Source organism: Micromonospora sp. WMMD714 (assembly GCF_029581315.1).
GTDB classification, from domain to species: domain Bacteria; phylum Actinomycetota; class Actinomycetes; order Mycobacteriales; family Micromonosporaceae; genus Micromonospora; species Micromonospora rifamycinica.
In genome coordinates this window covers 1,553,621-1,571,856 of the sequence record NZ_CP120744.1, presented here as the reverse complement: position 1 = coordinate 1,571,856, position 18,236 = coordinate 1,553,621, and the positions used below count along the sequence as shown (strand labels likewise).

15 protein-coding genes are annotated in these 18,236 nt (G+C 71.5%); 6 read left to right on the top strand and 9 right to left on the bottom strand.

From position 1 onward, the window contains the following. Positions 1-8: 8 nt before the first annotated feature. The 8 genes from O7625_RS06965 to O7625_RS06930 form a co-directional block, all read right to left on the bottom strand. Positions 9-344 (bottom strand): rhodanese-like domain-containing protein, encoded by a 336-nt coding sequence (locus tag O7625_RS06965; RefSeq protein WP_067301257.1) that lies wholly within the window; start codon positions 342-344, stop codon positions 9-11. Between the two features lie 149 nt (positions 345-493). Next, positions 494-1,435, bottom strand: a complete 942-nt coding sequence (locus tag O7625_RS06960; RefSeq protein ID WP_282346827.1) for an LCP family protein — start codon at positions 1,433-1,435, stop codon at positions 494-496. Positions 1,436-1,637: 202 nt separating this feature from the next. Then, a complete protein-coding gene (locus O7625_RS06955) occupies positions 1,638-2,846 on the bottom strand; it encodes an LCP family protein (RefSeq protein ID WP_067301119.1) in 1,209 nt (402 codons plus the stop codon). A 290-nt stretch (positions 2,847-3,136) separates the two neighbouring features. Next, the gene (locus O7625_RS06950; protein ID WP_282345124.1) at positions 3,137-4,372 is read right to left on the bottom strand and encodes an LCP family protein; all 1,236 of its coding nucleotides are present in this window, start codon (positions 4,370-4,372) and stop codon (positions 3,137-3,139) included. Positions 4,373-4,449: 77 nt separating this feature from the next. Beyond that, positions 4,450-5,427 carry an NAD-dependent epimerase/dehydratase family protein gene (locus O7625_RS06945; protein WP_282345123.1) on the bottom strand — a complete coding sequence of 326 codons (978 nt, stop codon included), beginning with the start codon at positions 5,425-5,427 and terminating at the stop codon, positions 4,450-4,452. A gap of 73 nt (positions 5,428-5,500) precedes the next feature. Then, positions 5,501-7,174: a cation acetate symporter gene (locus O7625_RS06940; protein ID WP_282345122.1), complete on the bottom strand. Its 1,674-nt coding sequence runs from the start codon at positions 7,172-7,174 to the stop codon at positions 5,501-5,503. Then, positions 7,152-7,523, bottom strand: a complete 372-nt coding sequence (locus O7625_RS06935; RefSeq protein WP_067301107.1) for a DUF485 domain-containing protein — start codon at positions 7,521-7,523, stop codon at positions 7,152-7,154. Before O7625_RS06935 ends, O7625_RS06940 begins: the two co-directional genes overlap by 23 nt. 265 nt (positions 7,524-7,788) lie before the next feature. Continuing rightward, positions 7,789-8,319: a flavin reductase family protein gene (locus O7625_RS06930; RefSeq protein ID WP_282345121.1), complete on the bottom strand. Its 531-nt coding sequence runs from the start codon at positions 8,317-8,319 to the stop codon at positions 7,789-7,791. A 407-nt stretch (positions 8,320-8,726) separates the two neighbouring features. Between O7625_RS06930 and queC the strand changes: the two genes are divergently transcribed. From queC to O7625_RS06910, 4 genes are all read left to right on the top strand, one after another. Beyond that, positions 8,727-9,431, top strand: coding sequence for a 7-cyano-7-deazaguanine synthase QueC (gene queC / locus O7625_RS06925; RefSeq protein WP_282345120.1), 705 nt, complete (start codon positions 8,727-8,729; stop codon positions 9,429-9,431). A 5-nt stretch (positions 9,432-9,436) separates the two neighbouring features. Then, positions 9,437-10,075, top strand: coding sequence for a 7-carboxy-7-deazaguanine synthase (gene queE / locus O7625_RS06920; protein ID WP_282345119.1), 639 nt, complete (start codon positions 9,437-9,439; stop codon positions 10,073-10,075). Next, positions 10,075-10,431: a 6-carboxytetrahydropterin synthase QueD gene (gene queD, locus O7625_RS06915; protein ID WP_067301097.1), complete on the top strand. Its 357-nt coding sequence runs from the start codon at positions 10,075-10,077 to the stop codon at positions 10,429-10,431. The genes queE and queD overlap by 1 nt, the downstream gene beginning before the upstream one ends. Positions 10,432-10,707: 276 nt before the next feature. Further along, positions 10,708-12,030, top strand: coding sequence for an ATP-grasp domain-containing protein (locus tag O7625_RS06910; RefSeq protein ID WP_282345118.1), 1,323 nt, complete (start codon positions 10,708-10,710; stop codon positions 12,028-12,030). 46 nt (positions 12,031-12,076) lie between these two features. On the opposite strand, the gene O7625_RS06905 is transcribed toward O7625_RS06910, so the two are convergent. Beyond that, positions 12,077-12,859: an alpha/beta fold hydrolase gene (locus O7625_RS06905; protein WP_282345117.1), complete on the bottom strand. Its 783-nt coding sequence runs from the start codon at positions 12,857-12,859 to the stop codon at positions 12,077-12,079. A 497-nt stretch (positions 12,860-13,356) separates the two neighbouring features. On the opposite strand from O7625_RS06905, the gene O7625_RS06900 reads away from it, so the two are divergent. Both O7625_RS06900 and O7625_RS06895 read left to right on the top strand, forming a co-directional pair. Further along, positions 13,357-16,446: a non-ribosomal peptide synthetase gene (locus tag O7625_RS06900; protein WP_282345116.1), complete on the top strand. Its 3,090-nt coding sequence runs from the start codon at positions 13,357-13,359 to the stop codon at positions 16,444-16,446. Then, complete coding sequence (locus tag O7625_RS06895; RefSeq protein ID WP_282345115.1) at positions 16,433-18,226, top strand: 2-isopropylmalate synthase; 1,794 nt, start codon at positions 16,433-16,435, stop codon at positions 18,224-18,226. The genes O7625_RS06900 and O7625_RS06895 overlap by 14 nt, the downstream gene beginning before the upstream one ends. Positions 18,227-18,236: the final 10 nt, after the last annotated feature.

The following is an 18,236-nucleotide window of genomic DNA, read 5'->3' as shown; positions in this document are numbered from 1 at the left end:
GTCGACGCTCAGATGACCTGGCCGGGCTGCCCGTCCCCGGTGACCACCGGCCGACCGACGGCCACCCACTGCCGCATGCCGCCGTCGGCGTTGCGCACCTGCTCCCAGCCGTTGCCGAGCAGGTAACCGACCACCTGGGCGGAGCGCCCGCCGGAGCGGCAGATCACCGCGACCTCGCGGTCGGTGGGCACCTCGGCGAGCCGGGCCGGCAGCTCCATCATCGGCACGTGGTGGGCGCCGGGCGCGTGGCCCGCCGCCCACTCGTCGTCCTCGCGGACGTCGAGCAGGTAGGTGTCGTCGTCGATCGCGGTCACGGGGACGCTGGGAACCTGGGATCCGAACACGGTCACCAAGCCTAGATCCTCGGTGCCGGCGACGGCATCCCCGGCGGTCGGCGTGGCGGCGGTGGAGGCGCCGTCGGCGGGTCGGGCCGGCGGTGGGGCGGGCGCGCAGCGCGCCGGGCCGGCGGTGGGGACGGCGACCGGGGTGGGGGTCACAGCTGGTTGACCCAGCGGGGGTTGGCCCGGGACCAGTCGGGCAGCCGGTCGGTGCGGACGGCGTCGAAGAGCCCACCGCCGCCCTGGTCGAGCACCACGTACGAGATGCCGTCGATGGTCTGCGGATAGGACGGCAGCTGCACCCCGTGCAGCGCGTCGGCGGGCAGCGAGCGCAGGGCGAAGACCAGATCGTCCAGGGGTACGCCGTTGGTGTCGACGGTGAGCGAGCCGCCGACCGCCCGCAGCACCCGGTCCAGCTGCACCGGATCGCTGCGCAGGTGGGACTGGGCGGCCCGGTCCAGCATCGCCCGCAGCATCTGCTGCTGGTGCCGTTGCCGGTCGTAGTCGCCGTTCGGGAGATCGTAGCGCTGCCGGGCGTAGTCCAGCGCCTTCGCGCCGTCCATCTGCTGGCAGCCGACCGGGAAGGTGGTCCCGGTGTGGATCGACCGGACCTCGGTGTCGACGCACATCCGGACGCCGCCCAGCAGGTCGATGACCTTCCGGAAGCCGGCGAAGTCGACGAGCGCGGCGCCGTCGAAGCGGATGCCGGTGAGCCGGGTCAGGGTGGCCGAGAGCAGGCGGGTGCCGCCCTCCCCGCCGCCGCCGTGCTCGTACGCCGCGTTGATCTTGTCTTGCCCCCCGCCGTAGCCGGCGCCGTCGGGCGGAATGGCGACCAGCAGGTCGCGGGGAACGGAGATCAGGTACGCCTGCCGCAGGCCGGGCGGAAGGTGCACGATGAGGATGGTGTCGGAACGCTGGTCCGCCTGCTGCGCGCCGGCGCGGCGGTCGGAGCCGACGACCAGGTAGTTCAGGCCGGCGTCCAGCTCGGTGCGGGCCTGCCGGGAGTCCGGGGCGAGCAGTTGCTCCCTGCTGACCGTCCGGTCGTAGCGGTGGGCGAGCAGCCGTACCCCGACCACGGCGAGGCCGGCGAGCAGCACCAGGGCCAGGCCGACGCCGAGCAGCACCCGCGACCAGCGGGGGCGGACCCCGCGCCGGCCGGGGGACGGGGTGCCCCGCCCTCGGTCGGGCCGTGCTGACCTGGCCGTGGCGTCCTCCCCGTGGCTCAACGTGAATAGTTCTCACGTCAGGCTACGGCGGGGCGGCGGAGCGCCGGGCCGGTTCGCCGGGACTACCGGCGGGTCACTTGCGGGTGGACAGCACGCTCGGGTTGGCGTAGACGAACTCGGCCAGCTTGTCTTCCTTGATCGCCTGGAACATGTCCAGGGTCTGCTGGCTGAGCGCCTCGCGGTTGTTGGCGTTGCCGTTGAACGTGCCGCCGTTGGTGCGCAGCATGGTCAACTCGTTGGCGGTCACCCCGCGCATGGTGAAGACCAGGTCCGCGACCGGCACGCCGCCGGTGTCCAGGATGAACGCCTTGCCGGCCGCCTTGATCAGCTGGTTGACCTTGACCGGGTTGGTCAGCATGCCCTTGTCGGTCGCCTTGCGGGCCATCGCCTTGATCAGCTGCTGCTGGTTCTGCTGCCGGTCGTAGTCGCTGTTCGGCAGGCCGTAGCGCTGCCGCGAGTAGTCGAGCGCCTGGAGGCCGTTCATCTCCCGGCAGCCCTTCTTGTAGACCACCGGGGTCATCGGCCGGCCGGTCTTCTTAGCGTCGGCGTTCCACATCTGCTTGCCGTCCACGATCATCATGTGGTGCGACTTCACCTCGTGGCTGACGCAGATACGCACCGTGCCGAGGGTGTCGATGACGTTCTTGAAGCCACCGAAGTTGATGATCGCGGCGCCGTCGAAGCTGACCCCGGTCATGTTCTTGATGGTCTGGGCCATCAGCTGCGCGCCGCCCTCCCAGCCGCCGCCGTTGCGGGCGCCGGCCTGGAACGCCGCGTTGATCTTGTCGGTGCCGCCCTTGAAACCGCTCTTCTTGAACGCCGGGATCTGCGCCTCGGTGTCCCGGGGGATCGAGATCAGGTACGCCTGGTCGTGGCTGGCCGGGATGTGCAGCACGATGATGCTGTCCGACCGGACGTCGTCGGCGGCCCAGCGCTCCCGGGCGTCCACGCCGAGCAGCAGCATGTCGATCGGGCCGTCGAGGTTGGCACCGCCCTCGGCCTCGGTCTTGCCCGCCCCGCCGAGCAGGTTGCGCTGGGCGATGTTGCCGGTGGCCTGACTGATCAGCGCCTTGCTGCCGACGATCGCCACGCCGCTGGTCAGCATCAGCACCGCGCCGAAGACCACGGTCAGTCGCGCCCAGAGCGGGTCCTTGCGCCGGGTGCGCTTGCGGGCCGTCGTGGAGGGCCGACCGCCGCGACCGCCCGGTGACGGGACGGCGGCCGACGCCCGGTAGGGGTCGGCACTCAGCGACGTGGGGCGGGGGCTGGTCTGAACCGGCATGCGTGCTCCAGCTCGCGTGATCGGGGGGCGGGACCACTTTACGTACCGCTTCCCGGCTAGGCGAGGTCGTCACACGCACAAATCCCAGGGAAACCGACCTTTACCTTCGGAATTCATCCTTTCGGGTCAGGCTGTCCGCCCGGACGGCTGTTGGCGTTCGATGATCAAGGGGTTCGGAAATGACCTCTGATGACGTTCGTCGACATCTGCCGGACACATCGGCATCGACGCCGACCCGTTCCCCGGACCGCCAGGGTGAACCGTCAGGGCCGCCCCCGCCGCGGCGGCGGTCAGTTCCCGGCGCCCGTGGCGCCCTTCTTCGGGTTGTTGGCCGCCACCCAGTCCGCCATGGTGTCGGCGGACATCGCCTGGTACATCGCCAGCGCCTTCGTCCGGTCGGACACCACCACCGACTCCCCGTTGATGGTGTCGCTGCCGGTGTTCGGGCTGGTGAGGAAGGTCAGGTTCTCGCCGCGCAGATTGCGGAACTGGATGGCCATGTCGGCGAGGGAGAAGTCGTTGTCCACGGTCACCGCGTCGGTCACCGACTGGAGGAACGCGTTCAGCTTCTTGGGGTTGGTCAGGGTGCCGGTGCTCGCCGCCTTGTCCAGCAGCGCCCGCAGGAACTCCTGCTGGTGCCGCATCCGGGCGAAGTCGCCCTGGGGGAACTGCTTGCGCTGCCGGATCCAGTCCAGCGCGGTGGCGCCGTCCATGTGCATGGTGCCCTTGGTGAACTTCCGGTACGGCTTGTGGATCGAGGTGATGCTCTGCTCCACCTTCAGGTCGACCCCGCCCACCGCGTCGGTGACCTCCTTGAAGCCGCCGAAGTCGATCGCCATCACGTTGTCGATCCGGACGTCGGTGAAGCACTCCACGGTGCGTACCGCCAGCGGCAGGCCACCGAAGGCGAACGCGGCGTTGATCTTGGCGCGCCGACCGGAGTCGCAGGCCGCGCCCGCGCTCTCGGGAATCGGCACGTACAGGTCACGCGGGACGGAGACCAGGTAGGCCTCCTTGTGGTCGGCCGGGATGTGCATGACGATCAGCGTGTCCGCCCGCCACTCGCCCGGCTTGTCGACCGCGGCGTCCGGATCCCGCGAGTCCGTGCCGACCAGCAGGATGTTGAGCGCCCCCTCGACCGGCTTCGCGGGCCGACCACCGGTGATCTCCGAGAACGGGTCGGTGCGGGCCAGGTCGTCGTTGAGGTTGCGGGTGTAGAACCAGGCCCCGATCCCACCGAGCAACGCCACCACCAGCACCGTCACGCCGGCGACCAGGGCGATCCGGCCCCAGCGCGGACGCGGCCCGCGCCGGCCGTAGTTCCCCGGCCCACCCGGCCCGGCGGGTGTGCCGGGGCCGCCCGGTCCGCCCGACCGGGGCTGGTCGTCCTGGTACGACGGGTACCACTGCGCGTCGGACTGCCGGGTGCGCCCGGTGGCGCCCCGGTCGGAGCCGGGCACCGGGGCACGGCCCGCGCTGCGGTGGAGGTACGGGAGCGAGGCGCCGGCTGACGAGGTCGCTGACATGCGTTTCAGCGTACGTAGGCGGGTCGAGCGTTCGCTGAAGGTGAAGCGCGCCCGGTGCCCCGCGTGGCCTGGGGGAGCTACCCTAGCCGGCCGCGGAAATGGTCGATGGTGCGTCGCAGGCCGTCTTCGGGCGAGACCGTCGGCTGGTATCCCAGCAGGTCCCGGGCGAGGGCCAGGTCGGGGCGGCGCATCTCCGGGTCGTCCGAGCTGCGGGTGACGTAGGTCACCTGCGAGGTGCTGCCGGAGAGTGACACGATCGTCTCGGCGAGTTGCCGCATGGTCAGCTCGTGTTCGGTGCCGCAGTTGATCGGGCCGGTCTCGGTCGAGTCGAGCAGCAGCAGGATGCCGCGCACCAGATCGTCGACGTAGCAGATCGACCGGGTCTGCTCACCGGTGCCGTGCACGGTGATCGGCTCGCCGCGCAGCGCCTGGGAGATGAAGGTCGGGATGGCCCGGCCGTCGTCCGGGCGCATCCGGGGGCCGTAGGTGTTGAAGATCCGGACGATCGCCGCGTCCAGCCCCCGGCTGCGGTGGTACGCCATGGTGGCCGCCTCGGAGAAGCGCTTCGCCTCGTCGTAGACGCTGCGCACCCCGATCGGGTTGACGTTGCCCCAGTACGTCTCCCGCTGCGGGTGCTCCTTCGGATCCCCGTACGCCTCGGAGGTGGAGGCCATCAGGAAGCGGGCCGCGTCGGCCGTCGCCCGGTCGAGCAGGTGCAGGGTGCCCACCGACCCGACCCGGAGGATCTCCACCGGGAGCTTCGCGAAGTCGGTCGGGCTGGCCGGGGACGCCATGTGCAGGATCGCGTCGAACCGCGCGGCCAACGCCGGGTGGTGGGTGGGCAGGCCCTCGGAGATGTCCGCCTCGACCAGGGTGAAGCGCGGGTGCTCCGCCAGGTGGGCGACGTTGTCCTTGGAGCCGGTGACGAAGTTGTCCAGCGCGACCACGGTGCACCCGCGCCCGATCAGGGCGTCCACCAGGTGCGACGGCACGAACCCGGCGCCGCCGGTGACGAGGACGCGGTGACCGCTTCCGAACCGCTGGGCAACCTTCATGGCGGCCAGCCTACTCAGCGGCGGAGGCCCCCGCCGCGACAGGTCGCGGCGGGGGCCTCCTGGTGCCGGTCGGTCAGTGCGCTCCCGCGCCGGTGAGGGCGCGCACCTCCAACTCGGCGTACTTGTCCTCGTCGTGCTCCTTGGAGATGAGCGTGCCGATCCAGCCGCAGAGGAACCCGAACGGGATGGACAGCAGGCCCGGGTTCGACAGCGGGAACCACTGCCAGTCGTGGTCCGGGAACATCGAGGTCGGTGCGCCGGAGACGACCGGCGAGAAGAACACCAGGAACACGGCGGAGACCAGGCCGCCGTAGATCGCCCAGACCGCGCCCGAGGTGTTGAACCGCTTCCAGAACAGGCTGTAGAGGATCGCCGGCAGGTTGCCCGAGGCGGCCACCGCGAACGCCAGCGCCACCAGGAAGGCCACGTTCAGGCTCTGCGCGTAGATCGACAGGGCGATCGAGACCGCGCCGATGACCAGGGCCGAGATCCGGGCCACCCGGACCTCCTGGCGTTCGGAGGTCTGCCCCTTCTTGATGACGTTGGCATAGAAGTCGTGCGCCAGGCTGGACGACGACGCCAGGGTCAGCCCGGCGACCACCGCGAGGATGGTGGCGAAGGCCACCGCCGCGATGATCGCCAGCAGGGTCGCCCCGCCCAGGTCGCCGCCGAGGAACGACCTGCCCAGCTCCTCGGCGAGCTGTGGCGCGGCGGTGTTGCCGGCCTTGTCCTGCGCGACGATCTCCTTGCCGCCGACCAGCGCGGCCGCGCCGAAGCCCAGGGCCAGGGTCAACAGGTAGAAGGTGCCGATGATGCCGATCGCCCAGAGCACGCTCTTACGGGCCGCCTTGGCGGTCGGCACGGTGTAGAAGCGGATCAGGATGTGCGGCAGGCCGGCGGTGCCGAGCACCAGGGCGATGCCCAGCGACAGCAGGTCCATCTTGTTGTAGAAGGTCTGGGTCGAGTTGCCGGCCACCTCGACGCCGTAGCGGAGCCCGGGTTCGAGGAACGCGTTGCCCTTGCCCGACGTGGCGGCGGCGTCACCGAGCAGCGCCGACAGGTTGAAGTTGTACTTCGCCAGCACCAGCACGGTCATCACCAGCGCGCCGGTCATCAGCAGGAACGCCTTGACGATCTGGACGTACGTGGTGCCCTTCATGCCACCCACGGTCACGTAGATGATCATCAGGGCGCCGACCATGATGATGGTGGCCACCTTGGCGGTGTCGGCGTCCATGCCCAGGAAGGTGGTGCCCGGCTTGATCCCGAGCAGCAGCGCGACCAGGGCGCCCGCGCCGACCATCTGGGCCAGCAGGTAGAAGATCGACACGGTGATGGTCGACACCGCCGCCGCCGTACGCACCGGACGCTGGCGCATCCGGAACGCCAGCACGTCGGCCATCGTGTACCGGCCCGAGTTGCGCAGCAGCTCGGCGACCAGCAGCAACGCCACCAGCCAGGCGACCAGGAAGCCGATCGAGTAGAGGAAGCCGTCGTAGCCGTACAGCGCGATGATGCCGGCGATGCCGAGGAACGACGCGGCCGACATGTAGTCGCCGCCGATCGCCATGCCGTTCTGGAAACCGGAGAAGGACCGGCCGCCGGCGTAGAAGTCGGTGGCCGTCTTGGTCTGCCGGCTGGCCCAGATGGTGATCGCCAGGGTCACCGCCACGAAGACCAGGAACAGCGTGATGGTGAGGTTGCGGGCGGTGCCGCCACCCGCCTCAGCCGCGAGGACCGTGTTCATGGGTCACCTCCCCCATCTCGGCGCGGATCCGGTCGGCGGTCGGGTCGAGCTTCCGGTCGGCGTACCGCGAGTAGAGCCAGGCGATGAGGAATGTCGAGACGAACTGGAGCAGGCCGAAGACCAGCGCCACGTTGATGTTGCTGCCGAAGAGCTTCGTGCCCATGAAGTCCCGCGCGTAGGCGGAGAGGATCACGTAGAGCGCGTACCACAGGAAGAACGCGACGGTCATCGGGAAGACGAAGCTGCGCAGCGCGCGGCGCAACCCGGCGAACTCGTCCGACCGTTGTACGGCCAGGTAACGCTCCGCCACCGACTCGGCGGGGGCGGGCGGGGGTGTGTCCGTGGACATCTGTGGATCACCACCTTCACAGGCATTGGGGGTTTCGCGCACCGTAGATAGCCCGCTGCCTGCCGGGAAAGGTCGAGATCGATCCCGGCAGCCCGCTGCGCCGAACGGTCCCCCGCCTGCGCCCAGTGACCCGCGTCACCCCGCTCACCGGGCGGACCGCACGTTGATCCACCCGCCTGGGCCGACGTTGCGGTATCCGCCGGCCAGGAGGTCGCTGTATCGGTGAGACGGCGACGCCACCCCGGCCCCGCCCGGGCGGGGCCGGTCAGGGGAACTGGTGGTAGCGACCCCGGTGGTGCAGGAGCGGAGGCAGGTCGGTGACGATCTCGACCGTCTCGATGGTGGCCTCGACCAGGAGTGCCCAGCCGTACTCCCGGGCGGTGTCGAGGCGGCAGCCGGCCCAGCTTCCGGCGTCGGCGGGCACCGGCCCGTAGGGCGTGTCGGTCCACGCGTCGGTGGCGAACAGTCCACCCGGGGAGGGGAAGAGCCCGGCGAACCGGTCCGCGAGCTGCCGGTGGGACGGCCCGAGCGGGGCCACCGCGAACCGGCCGGCGTCCTCGATCGCCGTCCACAGGTCGGCCTCGGGGTCGACCAGCCCGAGTAACCGGTCCGGCTCCCCCGCGGCGACCAGGGTTGACGACACGGTCAGCCCGGCCGGCCCGGGAGCCGTCCAGAGCGTCACCGACGCGGCCAGCCGGCCGCGCAGCCGGCGTGCCGGTGAACGCTGCTCGGTCGGCACCGCGAACGGGTCGGTGTGGTGGATCTCGGCGCCCGGGTTTGGATTCACGTGAAACATTGTGGCTCCCCGGCCCCGCCGGACGCGGCGAGTCCGGCCCGGCCGACCGGCCGGCCGGGATCACCCCGGGGTCAGCCCGGGATCACCCCGGGGTCAGCCCGGGATCACCCCGGGGTCAGCCCGGGATCACCCCGGGGTCAGCCCGGGATCACCCCGGGGTCAGCCCGGGATCACCCCGGGGTCGGGCCGAGGTTGGGGACGGCCCGGGGTCGGGGGTCGGTCCGGGGTCGTGGTGGCGGTCCCGGCCGTGGGCCACGGCCGCGACGGTCGTCCGGAGCCGAGCCCAGTACTCTTGCCCGTGGTCAGTTGCGTAGAGTAGCCGGGTTCGGGGGTGCTTCCCCGCGACAGGGCTTCGGAAGTGGGCGGCACGGTGCCGCCGACGCGAGGGGGAAGGCGGAGGCCGGCAGATGTCTGCGGCGAAGCGCAAGGCTGTGGTGCTGCTCAGCGGAGGGCTCGACTCCGCCACGGTGCTCGCGATGGCGGTGCACGAGGGTTACGAGGCCTACGCGTTGAGCTTCCGTTACGGTCAGCGACACACGGTGGAACTCGACGCCGCCCGGCGGGTGGCGGAGCGCCTCGGCGCGGCCCGGCACGTGATCGCCGACATCGACCTGCGCGTGTTCGGCGGCTCGGCGCTGACCGACGACGCGCTCGCGGTGCCGCACCACGACAGCGCGGACGACCTCGGCACCGACATCCCGGTCACCTACGTGCCGGCGCGGAACACGATCTTCCTCTCCTTTGCCCTGGCGTGGGCGGAGACCCTGGACGCCTCGGACGTGTTCATCGGGGTGAGCGCGCTCGACTACAGCGGCTACCCCGACTGCCGGCCGGAGTACATCGCCGCCTACGAGCAGATGGCCAACCTGGCGACGAAGGCGGGCGTCGAGGGCCGCCAGCGGCTGCGGGTGCACACCCCGCTGATCCAGTTGACCAAGGCCGAGACGATCCGTCGGGGCCTGGAGCTGGGCGTGGACTATGCCTGGACGCACAGCTGCTACGACCCGGTCGAGGGGCGCGCGTGCGGGACGTGCGACTCGTGCCTGCTGCGCGCCCGTGGCTTCGCCGAACTCGGCCTGGTCGATCCGGCGCTGACCTCGGCGGGCGGGTGAACCCGGTGTACCGGGTCAAGGAGATCTTCTACACGTTGCAGGGCGAGGGCACCCACGCCGGTCGGCCGGCGGTGTTCTGCCGGTTCACCAGCTGCAATCTCTGGACCGGGCGGGAGGAGGACCGGCACCGGGCCATCTGCCAGTTCTGCGACACCGACTTCGTCGGCACGGACGGCCCCGGCGGGGGTCGTTTCCGTTCGGCGGCCGAGCTGGCCGGTGCGGTGGCGGCGGCGTGGCAGGGGCAGCGGCACCCGCGCAGCCGCCCGTACGTGGTGTGCACCGGTGGTGAGCCGCTGCTGCAACTCGACGACGCGGCCGTGCAGGCCCTGCACGACGAGGGTTTCGAGGTCGCGGTGGAGACCAACGGCACCCGGCCCGCCCCGGCCGGACTCGACTGGATCTGTGTGAGCCCCAAGGCGGGGGCCGACCTCGTGCTCACCCGCGGACACGACCTCAAGTTGGTGTATCCGCAGGTCGGTGCCGAGCCGACCCGGTTCGAGGGGTTGGACTTCGCGCACTTCCTGTTGCAGCCCATGGACGGTCCGGACCGCGCGGCCAACACCGAGGCCACGGTGCGGTACTGCCTCGACCATCCCCAGTGGCAGTTGAGTCTGCAGACACACAAGTACCTAGGAATCGCCTGATGGAAATCTTCCGGGAGTTCACCTTCGAGGCCGCGCACCGCCTGCCGCACGTGCCCGCCGGGCACAAGTGCGCCCGGCTGCACGGCCACTCGTACCGGGTGCAGGTGCACGTCGAGGGCGACGTCGACCCGGTGGCGGGGTGGGTGATGGACTTCGGCGATCTCAAGAAGGCCTTCGCGCCGCTGCGCGACCAGCTCGACCACCACTACCTCAACGAGGTGCCCGGTCTGGAGAACCCCACCAGCGAGGTGCTGGCCCGCTGGATCTGGGACCGGCTGGCCGATCAGGTCCCGCTCTCGGCGGTGATGGTCCGCGAGACCTGCACCTCCGGCTGCGTCTACCGGGGAGAGCGGTGACGCCGGCCCGCTGCCGTGCGGTCGTCGCCGTCCAGGCCACCCGGCCCGGCCGCCCCACGAGCATCGAGGATGCCGCCCCGGGGCAGGCGGGGTAGGCTCGTCGCCGAACGGGCAACGGCGGCAGTGCCGCGTCGAGGTCGGCACGCACCTCTCCTCCCGCCCTGTCTCCCGCGCCTGTGCGCCGCCGCCGCCGACTCGTTCACCCCCACGCCGCCGATTCCCGGCCGCATGTGTCCGGCGGGCGGGTTCGTGACTGTTCGTTGAGAGGTGACCTCAATGCCTGCGGGTACCAGCGCTCCGCGCTACTACGTCGAACTCACCCTGCCCGGCCTGGAGATGTGGCCGGAGCTCCACCTGCGGATGCAGCAGATGCGCAAGCTGGGGCACCGCATCCTGGTGCTCTCGACCGCCGAGGCCGCGCCCCTGCTCGCCGACGCGGCGGACGAGGTGGTGGTCTGCGAGGACGTCTTCTCGGCGGACGCGCTCGCCGCGGCGCTCGCGCCGTACGCCGCGGACGGTCTGCGCTTCTCCATCATCGGGGACCGGACGTGGTCCGCGCAGTTCGGTGCCGCGCAGCGGCTGGGTCTGCCGTTCCCCGGCATGGTGGGCCAGCTGAACTGCCGGATCAAGCCGAGGCTGCGCCGGGTCCTCGCCGACACGATGCCGCTGCGGGCCACGGTGTTCTCAGCGGACGAGGCCACCCCGGAACGGATCGACGCGCTGGTGGCGGAGATCGGTCTACCCTTCGTGGTGAAGCCGATCTGGGGTGCGGCCAGCAGCTACGTCGGGTTCGTCCAGGACCGGGAGGCCGCACACGAGGTGATCGGCAGTACCTTCGCGGCGCTCGCCGAGGACCAGGACCTCAACCCCGTCGACGACGGCGACCAGGTGTGGGATCCGCGGCGGCAGATCCTGGTCGAGGAGTTCATCACCGAGGGCCGGGAGCTGTCGTACGAGGCGTTCGTCCAGCACGGCCGGCTGGTGCCCCTGCTGATCCAGGAGAAGTACAAGTTCAACCGGGAGGGCAACTTCCACTTCGAGACGGCGAACCTGTGCCCCACCCCGTTCGTGTCCGCCGAGGAGGAGACGGAGATCCATCGCCAGCTCCAGGAGGCGATGACGAAGCTGGAGGTGGACGACACCTTCGTCCACGTCGAGTGCAAGTGGGACGGGGAACGGATCCGGATCATCGAGGTGAACTCCCGCATCGGCGGTGGCAGCGTGCCGAAGATGCTGAACCTGTTCCTCGGGATCGACCCCCGGGAGATGACGCTCAAGCTCGCGCTGGGTGAGACGCTGCCGACCGACTACCCGCGTAAGGGCGGCTTCCTGCTCGGCGTGTTCGTCAACGCGCACGAGGCGGGCGAGTTCGTCGGCTTCGAGGGGCTGGAGTGGGGCCGGGAGCGGCCGGAGTTCTCGTTCGACCTGGAGTATCTGCAGCCCGGGACGATCGTGCCGCCGCGTGACGTCCAGAGCGGCCGGGAGCGCTGGCTGTTCTGCTACGACGTCTTCTACCACTGCAACGACCAGGCCGAGATCCCCTATCTCTACGAGGAGACGCTGCGCCGGGTCCGGTTGCGGTTCGCCGAAGCCGGCTGACCGGCCACCGCGGAGGGTGGTCGGTGCGGGCCACCAGGCAGGGTCGTCAGGTCGTCGGGCGTACGTCGAGCAGGCGGCTCCGGACGAGGTCGGCGACCTGCGCCTGGTGGCCCGGATCCGAGAAGTAGAAGTGCCCGCCCGGCATCCGGTGCAGCTCGAAGGGGCCGGTGCTCACCTCCGCCCACGCCTGGGCGGCCGGTAGGTCGACCCAGTGGTCGTCGGTGCCGTGGATGGCAGTTACCGGGAGCCGCAGCGGCGTCCGGGGGCGCTCCCGGTAGAGCTCCACGGCCCGGCTGTCCGAGCGGAGGATCGGCAGGAGGAGTTCCCGCATCCCCGGGTCGTCGAGCAGGGCGGCGTCGGTGCCGCCCAGGGACTTCAGGTCCGCGATGATGGTGTCGTCGGTGGTCCGTACGGCGGCCGTGCCGTGCAGGGTGCCGGGTGCCCGGCAGGACGACGCGAAGAGGTGCCGCGCGGGGTGGGCCTTGCCCGCCAGCAGGCTCGCGGTCTCGTAGCCGATGAGGGAGCCCATGCTGTGGCCGAAGAACGCCAGCGGCAGGTCGGTCAGCTCGTGCTCGACCAGCGCCGTGGTCAACTGCCTGGCGAGCTCCTCGATGTCCCCGACGAGCGGCTCGGCGTGCCGTTCCATCCGGCCCGGGTACTGCACGGTGAGCACGTCGATGTCGCCCGCGAGGAGCTGCGCGAAGCCGTAGAAGTAGCTCGCCGAACCGCCCGCGTGCGGGAGCAGCAGCAGTCGGCAGGTCGGGTCGTCGGACGAGGCGTGGTAGCGCCGCAGCCACTTGCCGGCGGGCGTCCTGACGAACGAGGTCACGCCCGTCACCGACCTGACGCAGGAGCGGACAACACCATGGACAGGAACATCGCCACCCCCGGGTGAGTCTGCGGACCCGTGTGAGATCTGCCGATCGCGCAGATGCCGTCGCCGACGGCGGGGACGACGCCCCGCCGCGCTGCCGCTGCACCACAGCCGACGCCGCTCGAACGTACAGCGCCACGGCAGGTGCTGCAACCGATCGCGGCCGCCCCCGCCGGGGCGGCCGGTGATGCCCGTGACCTGGGCCGGACGGGTCCGCGCCGACCGGATCGACACTCGCCGTCGAGCTGCCCGGACGTCCCCGCGGACGTGATTGACACTCATCTGACGGCTGTGGCATGGTCCAACTGGTTCGCCGAAGAACGATCTTGTCCACGGATAGCTGGTCGTCAAACCGCCGTCGTGGTTCCACAGCCGTTGCGGTGGGTGCCTCTCGAAACCCCACGGGGTTGATTGGAGGAGTCTCCACTTTGAGGTACGGGGGAACGCCTCTCGTGGACGGCGCCGTGTGGGGCCGTCCGGAAACGAAGGCCGATGTCGTCAGTGGCGCGGTCCGCCTCGACATGGTCGAGGCCCGACGACGGGCGAGGGCACTGGCCGGCACGTTGCTCGCGCGGGGGCTGGATCCGTCCGCCGAGTCGCCGGTGGCCGTCTGCCTGCCCCGGTCGGCCGACCTGGTGGTCGCCTATCTGGCGGTCGCGATGGCCGGCGGTGTCATCGCGCCGATCGATCCGACCCTTCCCGAGCTGCGCCGACGGGACATCCTGCGCCAGTTGCGGCCGGCGTTCGCGATCGCCGCGCCGACCGTGGCGGACGCCTTCGCCGTCGACTGCGCCGTCCTCGCGCCGGACGCCTGGTCGGGCGTGACCGCGGCGGACGTCGAGGCCGCCCGGTCCGCGCTGGACATCCCCGCCCCGGACGACCGCGCCCTCTACATGATCTTCACGTCCGGCACCACCGGCGTGCCGAAGGGGGTCGTCTGCACCGCGGCGAACCTCGAACACCTGCTGCGCTGGAGCCTCGACGACCACGACTTCGGCGACGGCGCCCGGATCTCGGTGACCGTCTCGCCCGGGTTCGACGTCTCCATCTGGGAGCACTTCGTGGCGTTCGCGGCGGACGCCTCGCTGCACGTGGTCGACGACGAACTCCGCCTCGACCCGCAGGCGCTGCGCGCGGCGTGGGCCCGGCACGACGTGACGCACTCCTTCGTGTCCCCGCAGCTGGCCGAGGAACTCGTCGCCCTGGACTGGACCGACCAGCCGACCAGCCTGCGCGAGCTGTACGCGGGCGGGGACCGGCTCCGCAAGCGGCCCCCGGCCACCCTGCCGTTCCCCCTGGTCAACCTATACGGGCCGACCGAGTGCACGGTGATCTCGACCGGTGGCGTGGTGCGGCCCGCCGACGACACGAACGCCGACACCTACCCCGACATCGGGGTCGGGCTGCCCGGGCTGTCCATCGCCGTGGTCGACGACGAGCTGCGGCCGGTGCCGGCGGGCACCCGTGGCCAGTTGTGCATCGGTGGGCCGCAGGTGACCCGGGGTTACCTGAACGACGACGAGCTGACCGCCGAGAAGTTCCGGCAGCTCGTCGGGCCGGACGGCGTCACCCGGCGGTACTACTGCACCGGTGACCAGGTCACCGAGAACCCGGACGGCACCCTCCAGTTCCACGGTCGCACCGACGGCCAGATCAAGGTGGGCGGCGTCCGGCTCGAGATCGGCGAGATCGAGGCCGCGCTCACCGCCCACCCCGCGGTGGACCGCGCCGTGGCGCTGACGGTCACCCATCCCAGGTCGGGCAACCTGCGGGTCGCGTCCACCGTGGTGACCGCCACCGGGATCACGGCCCGGGAGATCAAGGACTGGCTGGCGGCACGGCTGCCGCGGGCCGCGGTTCCCGCGTCGGTGCTGTTCCGCGACCGGATGCCGCTGACCCACAACGGCAAGACGGACATGCGGGCGCTGCGCGCCGAGCACGAGGCGGCCCTGCGGGACGCGGTGGCGACGGTGGACGAGGCGGTCGACGGCGACACCGACACCGACGACCACGCCTACGTCTTCCCCGTCAACCAGGAACAACGCAGCCTGTGGTTCCTCTGGCACGTCGCGCCGAGGTCACCCCGCTACAACGTCACGGCCGCCTTCGTGGTCGAGGGCGCCCTCGACGAGGCGCGGCTGCGGACGGCTGTCGGGTCCGTGGTGCGGGCGCACCCCTCCGTCGTCGCGTCGTTCCGGGAGGGCCGGGACGGCGCGCTGGAACTGGTCGCCGAGGCGAAGGCCCGCCACGCCGGCGGCGACCTGGTGCAGGTCTTCGACCCGGTGGCCAGCCTGGCGGCAGCGGTGCGGACCGCGGACGAGCAGTACAACGAGCCGTTCGACCTGCTCACCGGGCCGCTGATGCGGGTGGCGCTGATCCCGGTGGCGCAGACGGACACCGCCGTGCTGCAACTCGTCCTGCACCACACGGTCGCCGACGGCGTGTCGATCCAGGGCCTCCTGGAGAAGATCACCGAGAGTTACCACGGCCGGGCGCTGCCCGCCCGACCGGCGCGGGTCGACGAGCAGCCGCCGGGCGTCGACACCCCGCCCGGGGTCGTCGCGTTCTGGGAGGGCCGGCGCGACACGTACCGGCCGCTCCGGCTGCGCCGCGAGTTCGACCCGGAGCTGGCCGACGGCAGCGCCGTCGAGGTCCGCAGCACCGGCCGGCTGGGCGAGCGGCTCCGGGAGGCGGCGGCCCGCGCGCACACCACGCCGTTCCGGCTCATGCTGACGGCCTGGATGATCGCTGCCGGCCGGTGGGCCGGTCAGGACGCGCTGACCGTCGGCGTACCCGCGCACGGGCGGTCCAGCAGCGACGCCTCGTCGGTCGGCATGTACGTCAACACGTTGCCGGTGACCGTGCCGCTGCGGGACCTGGACTTCGCCGACGTCCTGGCGGCGGTCGAGACCGAGCTGGCGCTGACCGACGAGCACCACGCGCCGTTCAGCGTGATCGCCCGCGCCGGACGCAGCGCGTCGCCGCTCGCGTTCGACATCGTGAACAGCACCTTCAGCCTGGAGCTGCCGCTGCGGCTGGGCATCGGCGACCGGGCCACCCGGCTGCAGCCGCGACTCGACTCGTGCCCGTACCCGTTGAGTGTCTTCGCCGATCCGCTCAGCGGCGACGAGGTGAACGTGTTCGCCCAGTTCGGCCGGGGCTGCGTCGACGCGGCGGAGGTGCGGGGGATGGTCGCGGCCTTCCTGGCACAGCTCGCCCACCAGGCCGACGCCACGCCCGACCGCCCCGGGGTGGCGACCCGGCCCCGGCGGATCGAGGACGAGGCCCCGGCGGCGGTGCCGGTGGGGCCGTCGACGGCGGCGCTCGCCGCGGTCACGCAGGCCTGGGAGAGCGTCCTCGGGCTGGCCAACCTGCCGCCGGAGGCGGATTTCTTCGAGCTGGGCGGTGACTCGCTGGCCGCGTTGCGGATCGTCGGCCAGCTCTCCGCCGCCGGCTATCCGCTGTCACTCGCCGACTTCTTCCGCTGTCCGAGCATTGCTGAGCAGGCCTCGACGATGGGAGCGGACGATGGGCACCGGTGACGCGGGGAACACCGGGGGGGCCGTGGCCGGGCGGCCATTCTGGCAGCGCCAGCGGCCCAGCGGCATGCCCCACCAGAAGTACCGGCCCGGAGGCGACCCCGGGGTGCGGCTGGGGGTCGGGCGGTCCTGGCCGGACCGCGAGATCACCGAGGCGCCGCTGTGGGTGCCGGTCGACCTGCGCGACGGCAACCAGGCCCTGGTCGAGCCGATGACGCCGGAGCGCAAGCTCCGGATGTTCGAGCTGATGGTCCGGATGGGCTACAAGGAGATCGAGGTCGGCTACCCCGCCGCGAGTGAACTCGACTTCCGGTTCGTCCGGGTGCTGGCGGAGCGGGACCTCATCCCGGACGACGTCACGATCGTGGTGTTCACGCCCGCCCGGGAGGACGCCATCGAGCGGACGATCGACTCGCTGGAGGGCGTCCGGTCGGCGGTCGTGCACCTCTGTGTGGCGACCGCGCCGCTGTGGCGGGAGATCGTGCTGCGCCGCGACCGCGAGGAGCTGCTCGAACTGGTCGCCGCTTCGGCACGGCAGGTGGAGAAGCAGTCGCAGGGCCGGTACCGGTTCCAGTTCTCGCCCGAGGCGTTCACCTCCACCGAGGTCGACTTCGCGGTCGAGGTGTGCAACCTGGTGACCGGCATCTGGGAGGCGTCGCCGGAGCGGCCGGTCGTGCTGAACCTGCCCGCGACGGTGGAGGTCACCGGGCCGCACCACTTCGCCGACCGGATCGAGTACGTGCACCGTGCGCTCGACCGGCGGGACGGGGTGATCCTCTCCCTGCACCCGCACAACGACCGGGGCACCGGCGTCGCCGCCGCCGAGCTGGGCCTCCTGGCCGGGGCGCAGCGGGTGGAGGGCTGCCTCTTCGGCAACGGCGAGCGGACCGGCAACGTCTGCCTGGTCACCCTGGCGCTCAACCTCTTCTCCCGGGGGGTCGATCCGATGATCGACTTCTCGGAGCTGGACCACGCGCGGCAGGTAGTCGAGGAGTGCACCGGCATTCCGGTGCACCCCCGGCATCCGTACGGCGGCGACCTCGTCTTCACCGCGTTCTCCGGCACCCACCAGGACGCGATCCGCAAGGGCCTCGACGCCCAGTTGACGCCGGCCGAGCCGGGGCAGGTCAAGCCGTGGCAGGTGCCGTACGTCCCGGTCGACCCGGCCGACCTGGGCCGGCCGTACGACCGGCTGATCCGGGTCAACAGCCAGTCGGGCAAGTCCGGGATCGCGCACGTGCTCCGCTCGGTCAGCGGGCTGTTCCCCCCACCCGAACTCCAGCGGGACTTCGCCGCGGCGGTGCAGGTGGTGGCCGAGGCGCACGGGGAGATCCCGCCGCCGGTGCTGTGGACGGCCTTCCGGGAGCTGTACCTCCTCGACGAGGCGGACGACCGGGTCGAGGAGTGGGTCGCGGGCGACGACGGGGCCTACCAGGCGCGGCTGCGGCTCGGTGGCGTCCCGGTCACCACCCGGGTGTCACCCACCGATCCGGCGACCGCCGCCGTCGAGCTGATCGCGCGGGCCACCGGTGCGGCGGTCCTGGTCCGGCGGACCGCGCAGCAGGTCGCCGAGGTGGCGGGCCGGACCGTGCAGGCGTGTTACGCCGAGGTCGCGGTCGGTGACCGTACCGGCTGGGGATGCGCCACCAGCGGGGACTCCGTACAGTCGATCTTCCTGGCCGTGCTCGCCGCGCACCGGTCGCTGCGGCGGGAGCCGGACGCGGCGGGCAGCGGTGCCGACGTGGTCCTCGCAGCGCTGCGACGACACCCGGGTCGGGGCTGAGCCGCACGAC

Bases quoted from the DNA above. Each gene is read 5' to 3' on its own strand.
- O7625_RS06955 (WP_067301119.1), bottom strand. From the start codon at position 2,846: ATGCCGGTTCAGACCAGCCCCCGCCCCACGTCGCTGAGTGCCGACCCC.
- O7625_RS06950 (WP_282345124.1), bottom strand. From the start codon at position 4,372: ATGTCAGCGACCTCGTCAGCCGGCGCCTCGCTCCCGTACCTCCACCGC.
- O7625_RS06945 (WP_282345123.1), bottom strand. From the start codon at position 5,427: ATGAAGGTTGCCCAGCGGTTCGGAAGCGGTCACCGCGTCCTCGTCACC.
- O7625_RS06940 (WP_282345122.1), bottom strand. From the start codon at position 7,174: ATGAACACGGTCCTCGCGGCTGAGGCGGGTGGCGGCACCGCCCGCAAC.
- O7625_RS06935 (WP_067301107.1), bottom strand. From the start codon at position 7,523: ATGTCCACGGACACACCCCCGCCCGCCCCCGCCGAGTCGGTGGCGGAG.
- O7625_RS06930 (WP_282345121.1), bottom strand. From the start codon at position 8,319: ATGTTTCACGTGAATCCAAACCCGGGCGCCGAGATCCACCACACCGAC.
- queC (WP_282345120.1), top strand. From the start codon at position 8,727: ATGTCTGCGGCGAAGCGCAAGGCTGTGGTGCTGCTCAGCGGAGGGCTC.
- queD (WP_067301097.1), top strand. From the start codon at position 10,075: ATGGAAATCTTCCGGGAGTTCACCTTCGAGGCCGCGCACCGCCTGCCG.
- O7625_RS06910 (WP_282345118.1), top strand. From the start codon at position 10,708: ATGCCTGCGGGTACCAGCGCTCCGCGCTACTACGTCGAACTCACCCTG.
- O7625_RS06895 (WP_282345115.1), top strand. From the start codon at position 16,433: ATGGGCACCGGTGACGCGGGGAACACCGGGGGGGCCGTGGCCGGGCGG.